The organism is Caballeronia sordidicola, assembly GCF_002220365.1.
Taxonomy (GTDB): domain Bacteria; phylum Pseudomonadota; class Gammaproteobacteria; order Burkholderiales; family Burkholderiaceae; genus Caballeronia; species Caballeronia sordidicola_C.
Map to the genome: position 1 here is coordinate 175,413 of NZ_MTHB01000027.1, position 6,282 is coordinate 181,694.

At 57.8% G+C, this 6,282-nt stretch carries 8 protein-coding genes and 1 pseudogene; 4 read left to right on the forward strand and 5 right to left on the reverse strand.

Features of this window, described 5'->3' with window-relative positions; translation table 11 throughout:
- Positions 1 to 50: 50 nt before the first annotated feature.
- Together BSU04_RS04230 and BSU04_RS04235 are read right to left on the reverse strand one after the other, a co-directional pair.
- Positions 51 to 866, reverse strand: coding sequence for a class I SAM-dependent methyltransferase (locus tag BSU04_RS04230; protein ID WP_089159413.1), 816 nt, complete (start codon positions 864 to 866; stop codon positions 51 to 53).
- A gap of 68 nt (positions 867 to 934) precedes the next feature.
- Positions 935 to 1,426, reverse strand: a complete 492-nt coding sequence (locus BSU04_RS04235; RefSeq protein WP_256982132.1) for a polyhydroxyalkanoate granule-associated phasin — start codon at positions 1,424 to 1,426, stop codon at positions 935 to 937.
- Between the two features lie 419 nt (positions 1,427 to 1,845).
- On the opposite strand from BSU04_RS04235, the gene BSU04_RS04240 reads away from it, so the two are divergent.
- The 3 genes from BSU04_RS04240 to BSU04_RS04250 are packed head-to-tail and all read left to right on the forward strand — an operon-like array spanning position 1,846 to position 2,992.
- Positions 1,846 to 2,166, forward strand: coding sequence for a PAS domain-containing protein (locus BSU04_RS04240; RefSeq protein ID WP_089159414.1), 321 nt, complete (start codon positions 1,846 to 1,848; stop codon positions 2,164 to 2,166).
- The gene (locus BSU04_RS48710; protein WP_373452791.1) at positions 2,136 to 2,339 is read left to right on the forward strand and encodes a response regulator; all 204 of its coding nucleotides are present in this window, start codon (positions 2,136 to 2,138) and stop codon (positions 2,337 to 2,339) included. Before BSU04_RS04240 ends, BSU04_RS48710 begins: the two co-directional genes overlap by 31 nt.
- A gap of 29 nt (positions 2,340 to 2,368) precedes the next feature.
- Complete coding sequence (locus tag BSU04_RS04250; protein WP_144021115.1) at positions 2,369 to 2,992, forward strand: SH3 domain-containing protein; 624 nt, start codon at positions 2,369 to 2,371, stop codon at positions 2,990 to 2,992.
- 188 nt (positions 2,993 to 3,180) lie between these two features.
- Here BSU04_RS04250 and BSU04_RS04255 read toward each other — a convergent pair whose 3' ends face one another.
- A complete protein-coding gene (locus BSU04_RS04255) occupies positions 3,181 to 3,501 on the reverse strand; it encodes a CcdB family protein (protein ID WP_089159417.1) in 321 nt (106 codons plus the stop codon).
- On the reverse strand, positions 3,501 to 3,743 hold the full coding sequence (locus tag BSU04_RS04260) for a type II toxin-antitoxin system CcdA family antitoxin (protein ID WP_256982133.1): 243 nt from the start codon (positions 3,741 to 3,743) through the stop codon (positions 3,501 to 3,503). The genes BSU04_RS04255 and BSU04_RS04260 overlap by 1 nt, the downstream gene beginning before the upstream one ends.
- A gap of 376 nt (positions 3,744 to 4,119) precedes the next feature.
- Here BSU04_RS04260 and BSU04_RS04265 point away from each other — a divergent pair.
- Positions 4,120 to 5,526: pseudogene (locus BSU04_RS04265) on the forward strand (ISNCY family transposase).
- Between the two features lie 297 nt (positions 5,527 to 5,823).
- Here BSU04_RS04265 and BSU04_RS04270 read toward each other — a convergent pair.
- On the reverse strand, positions 5,824 to 6,282 hold a 459-nt coding region (locus BSU04_RS04270), incomplete at its 5' end, for a hypothetical protein (protein ID WP_218827226.1).

Sequence of the window (6,282 nt, forward strand, 5' to 3'; positions counted from 1 at the left end):
CATTCATATCGCCGCTGGCTCGGGGCAATCAACCGCCAATGCGGACGCGGTCAGTGATTCCGGACCTTGGCATGGACCAAGCAAGGTAGATGGCCTTTTGTTAGCGGATTCATACGGAAAAGATCCTCCGTCATCCTCGGCCAGCCTCGGGGCGCCCGGTACTCCAGCACGCTCAGTGTCGCAATGGCTGATGACAAACCATGCAGGTGCGCTGCTATTTCATCGCTGTTGATCCCCCAGGGCATCGCAGGCAGGCGATAGTGTGGCGTTTGCATGACGCCCCACTGGGTTAGCTGGGAAAACCACCGCGGAATGACGTCGAACGCGATCTCGGCACCCGGAAAATGTTCGACGATCCTGATAAACAAACGTCTCACTGCGTCAGGCTCAAGATACATGAAGAGCCCTTGGACTACGATAAATACATCTTGACCCGGTTCGATCCCTTCAATCCAACCCGGCTCGAATACGTTCGCAGCAACGTGGCGCAAACGCTTGCACGAAGGAAGAAAGTGCTGCCGCAGTTCGATCGCGGCCGGGAGATCGACCGTGAGCCATCGCATCTGGCCGTTGTCAACGCGGTGAGCTTGCGTTTCGAGGCCTTCACCGAGCGATACAATCAGACCCTCCGGATGGCGTTCGAGCCATCGCTTCAACAATTGGTCGATCTGTGCCGCCCGTGCGGCAAACGAACCGACGGGTTCGCCAAAATGACGCATGAAATCGTAGTCGATAGCATTGCAGATCCGCACACTGTCGGGGTCAGCGAGAATGCCGTCGGGCCGGCGCGCTTCGCACGCACGGTCGTAAAGCGTCCACAGCATGGTTTCTGACACACCATCCAGTTTGCATGGAACTTTCGACATACCGTCGATGGTGTGATTGCGAGCCCGCGAATCCTCGTCACGAAGCGGGGCGCCTAACACGGCGGATGTCAAAGCACACCTAGGCGTTTGGCATTGGCGGTCGCGCGGTCGTGAATAGGTGCGAGGCTCTCCTGGACCAAACGGGCGGTTGAATTGGCCAACTGCAACGGATTAGCCGGAGATGCTGCTGCGATCTTCAACAGCGCTGCCTGGCATTCAATCCATTGTGTCAAAGATTGGCTCGACGCCAGGGCTGAGGCTGCCGCGGATGTAGCCCAGATATGTTTGCTCGTATCCGTTGCCAGAGCCATGCTCAGGCTGACGAATCCTGAACCCATCGCCTGGATTGATTCGGACGCTGCCTCGCTCTTTTCCCGGCTCATCAGACTGAATTCAACCCGGTCCCGCTCATTGGGTAGCGGCCCGGCCATCGCCATGCGAGTGGTGCGAACTTTAACGACCTGGGTGGTTGCGCTGAGCATTTCGCAGGTGTCAGTGAAAAGGCGCAACCAGTTTGTCGAAAGCTCACCGATAGAAGGGGAGAAAGCGGAGGAAGTCATGAAATGCTCCAAGATTGATTGTCTGATAGGGATACCTAATAAAGATATCAATCACAATGAAAGGAACGTCTGGGATCGGAAATTTAGTAGGTGAACCGGGGCTTATGTGGAATAAACTGCCGCTCGGCCGTACAGCGTCGCCATAACAAATACAAATATAGACGGGGCTTTCGAAAACGGATGGTGCTGCACCACTTTGAGCATAAACTGATAAATGTTGCATCGCAACAAGTCATTTGTGAAAGCTTGATGTCGGCTGCCCCGAGATGGACGAGTTCGGGGTTACTCCGATAAAAACCGCGAGTAGTCCATTAAGGTGCTTAGGCATGAAAATTGCCATTATTTAATGTCGGCATTTCTATCAATCGTCCACCTGCACTTTTACCGACGCCTCGCTGCGCTTCGAGCTGGAATCGAAGATGGCAGAGACAGCCAAGGCGAACGATGACCTGGAGAACCTCATCGCTTCAACGGATATCGCGACCGTCTTTGTAGACCGGGCGATGCGCATTAAACGCTATACCGCACCTGCGCTCGGCCTGTTCAATCTGATCAAGTCCGTTGTGGGTCGCCCATTACTCGATCTTACGCATCGCCTCAAATATCCCGAACTGGCCGGCGATGCTGCAGCCGTCTTAAGCAGCCAGGCTCTTGCGGCAGCAATGAGCGCGAGTTCGATCTGGTTCTGTCGGACATCGGAATGCCGGAGATGGATGGCTACGAATTTATCGAAGCGTTGAGAACACTGCCGAGGATGGTCGCGGTGCCTGCAATCGCACTAACCGGATTCGGACGCGCACAGGATGCCAAGAGAGCGATACGTGCCGGGTTTAATGCTCATCTCGCGAAGCCCGTGTCGTTGCCTGAGTTACTCAGTGCGATCGATCGAATAAAAGCGCCGAAACTTGAATGACTGAACCGCTTCTCCAAAGGATGACCAAGATGAAAAAGCTTTTGAATATGAGTATAGGGGTGGGCGTGGCGGCCTTGTTTTGCCTCTCGGGAGGTGCTAGCGCGCAGCAAGCCGCGTTCACCAGCGCACCCGTCGACGTGTTTGCCGGGCCGGCGCCGGATTATCCGGTTGTGTCACAGTTGCCGCAGGGACTTCAGGTAACGATTTACGGTTGCGTGGCCGGCTATACCTGGTGCGATGTAGCCGTTCCGAACCTGCGTGGCTGGGTCGACGCTTCCGCGCTCAGCTACCCGTATCAGGGTTCGAATGTGCCTATTCCGACTTATGGCGCGACGATCGGCCTACCGATCGTCGCGTTCTCCCTGGGCGCTTACTGGGGCAACTATTATCACGGGCAACCGTGGTATCGCGATCAAGGGCGATGGATCAATCATGAAGCGCCTCGTCCGGGCCCGGGTTATGGGCATCCGCCGCCGCAACCGTATGGCGGGCATCCTCCGGGGCCGCCACGCGGCAATGAAGGCAACGGCAGGCCGCCCGGGGCGCCGCAAGGCAACTATGGGCGCGCGCCTGGACCCGGTGTAAATCACGAGGAGGCCAGGCCCGAGCACCGCGGTAGCGCAGAGGAACACGGCCATCCGCCGCCACAATAAGCCCTATCAAAGGCAGCAAGCTGAGCCCGGGCCGTGATTCGCGAAAGCGTCAAGCGGTGCCGGCAGGGCACCCAGTCGGGCGCGGGCGCGCTCCCGAGGGAGCACCCGGAATAATTCTCCGAAAGGTGTGCCGCAGCGAATACTCGGATCCTCCGGCCTGGCCCGAGTCGGCGCTACGTTTCCTTCGGTCAGTAGGCGCTGAAGATCCGATCGAGCGCGGCCAGGATGGCATCGCGGTGATCGGCAAGGGAGCTGATGCGACTGCCGAGCGCGTTTAACGGAACAGCACTCATGGCAGGCGTGTCGAGGAAGTGTTTCTTGCCAGCGATCTCGAAGACAGGCAGCAGATCGGACGGTTTGCCGGAGAACCCGAGATCCAGGGTAGGTCTCAGAGGAATCACGATGCGTGTCGGCAGGGTTCCGACATGCGTGCTCTGCACGTCGAGCAGGTACGCCGCAAGGCGCCGCGTTCCATCGTCGGGGTTACCGTAGAGATCAAAACGCGCCATTAAAACGTCCTGTACTTCGCAAGCGGCAGCCCGTCGCGTTCAACCATCGCCGTGTAGGCTGCGACCAACTCGGCATTGTCGTCGGCCCAACGGCGAGCCTCCGTCTCCTGAATTTCTTCACGCACACCACGCTCACTCGCGCGCGAAAGGTTGATCCCGAGTTCCTTGGCCCGATCCAGGACGTCGGGCGGCAACGTGACATTCGTAGACTTGCGCGCCCGGTTTTCGAGTGCATTTCCCATGCGCATCTCCATGTTTGAAAACATGTGCAATCCACACACACGTCTACATGCCCGGTGGTCGCCGACAAAAAATTCTCTGCCGAGCGAACCAATGCGAGGCCGCGCAGTTCCACTTCGTTCTTAGCGCCGCAGCGCCGCCAAGGCATGACACTGGCCGGTAGTCGCTCAAGGGGAGAAGATGGCTTGACGTAGGGGTTTGCAGAACTAAAGCGTCGTAAACTTAACGGCAAATCTTATTTGACATAAGATAAATTATCAACGCAAAATGTGCATGTAGCATGCAATATCCTAATGTCGTGTTTAAGCAAGATAGGAATGTCGTGTTTCGGTGCTGGTGCGATGCTGGGCGCTTCCGATCCAACGATGGGAGCTCACCATGCAACCAACCGAACTGGTGACGTTGAACATGCGCGAACTCGACCGACTTAAAGTGATTCAAACCGTCGTGGACAGGATGCTCAAGCCTGGGCTGGCTGCTGAGCGTTTGCGCCTGACGGTGCGCCAAGTTGAGCGATTGGTGCTTCGGTACAAACAGGCTGGCGCGGCCGGCGTGGGGTCAGCTGCCCGAGGACGTCCGGGCAATCGCAAGCTCGATGAGGCAACGGCGTACCGCGCGCTGATTTTGATTCGCGATCGCTATGCCGATTTTGGCCCGACGCTGGCCTGCGAGAAGCTGCGTGAAGCTCAAGGTTTGACGCTTTCCAAGGAAACCGTGCGGCACCTGATGGCTGACGCGGGCCTATGGATTCCGCGCAAGCAGCGTCCGCCCAAGATTCACCAGCCGAGGAACCGGCGCGCGTGCCTGGGCGAGCTGATCCAGATCGATGGCAGCGATCATCGGTGGTTCGAGGAGCGGGCGCCCGCGTGTACGCTGCTGGTGTTTATTGATGACGCCACCAGCCGGTTGATGACCCTGCACTTTACCGCGACGGAATCAACCTTCAGTTATTTCGAGGCGACACGTCCGGTGCATCGAGGCGTATGGCAAGCCAGTCGCACTTTACAGCGACCGCGCGAGCGTGTTCCATTGCAACAATCCGGCGAGCACGCCCGGCAAGGGCGTAACCCAATACGGGCGGGCCTTGTACGAGTTGAACGTGGATACGCTGTGTGCCAACAGCAGCCAGACCAAGGGACGCGTGGAGCGCGCCAACCTGACTTTGCAGGACCGGCTCGTGAAGGAGTTGCGACTGCGCAAGATCGACACGAAGGAAGCGGCGAACGCCTATGCGCCCCATTTCATTGCTGACTTCAACGAACGTTTTGGCAAGGTGCCCAGGAGCGCGTACAACGCGCACCGACCGCTCAGAGCGGATGAGAATCTTGATTTGATTCTGACGTGCCGGGTCTCGCGCTGCGTGTCGGCGACGTTGACGGTGCAGTATGACCGGGTGATGTATTTGCTGGACGATACGGCGGCCAACCGCGGCCTGATTCACCAATACCTGGACGTGTACGAATACCCCGATGGGCGCATCGAGATCCGGGCGAATGGCGCCGCCCTAGCCTGCCGCCAGTACGATCGATTGTCCGACATTGACCAGGGGGGGCGGTGGTCGATAACAAGCGGCTGGGGCACGTGCTGGAGGTCGCGCAGCAGGTACAGATGGAGCGTGATAACCGGCGCATCTCGGGCTCGCCCTCGCGGACCAACCAGGGCGAACCAGCGAAGCCGAAGATGCGGGCCAACAATACGCGCAAGCAACGCGAACTCACGCAGGCGGACCTGAACGGCATCATTCTGAGAACTGCCGAATTGCGGGCAGCCGCGGTGGGGAAATGACTCTTTCAGAAGAGATTACCAGGCTAAAACAAGCTTAAAACCAAAGCTGAACCCCGACATTTCAATTTAGCCCGCACCCCGACATTTCAATCTAGCCTCGACAATCACATAGTGAGCGCGGCCGGGCGAGACAGACTGAAAACCGGCGCGCGTTCTGTCACCTCTTATGGTCTTTATGGTCGCTGAGCTGGCGCTTCGACGACGACACCTACGCGCGCTCCGCAGCTTGTCTATAGCGCGCAACCACATAGGCGTTTCGCTTCTTCCACAAAGCATGGCGCTCACATCAGGCGCGCCCTAGCCCGTCCCCTTCACGAACTCGTCGGTACGCGCCACGGTGGTGGCTATGTTTAAAACCTCGCGATCCCAGCGTTTGTAAAATTCGTGCATTGCTCTCAGAACCCTACCGGGCCTCTGTTCCACACTCGCGCGCAGAACTTCCACCGCAGCATAAAACAACGGATCGACGAAATATTGTCCTTGAAAGTTGGTCAACTGGCCGCTTTCCAGCAAGCTGGCTGCCTTCCCAATTCGAGGAAAGCAGATCAAGCTCGGGACCTCGCCATATCGGATCATCAGCAGGTAACGCCAGCGATGTCCAGGTGCAAGGGAAGCGGGCAACAATTCCACGCTGGTTTCCATGTGCCCGCACTTCCTGAGGAAGTTATATACAACTAGGACCCGCTCTTTCGCATTGCCTGCGATGAGCACATAGTGTGCGGTCGAGGTCACTGGTTGACCCCCGTCGTCGTTCAC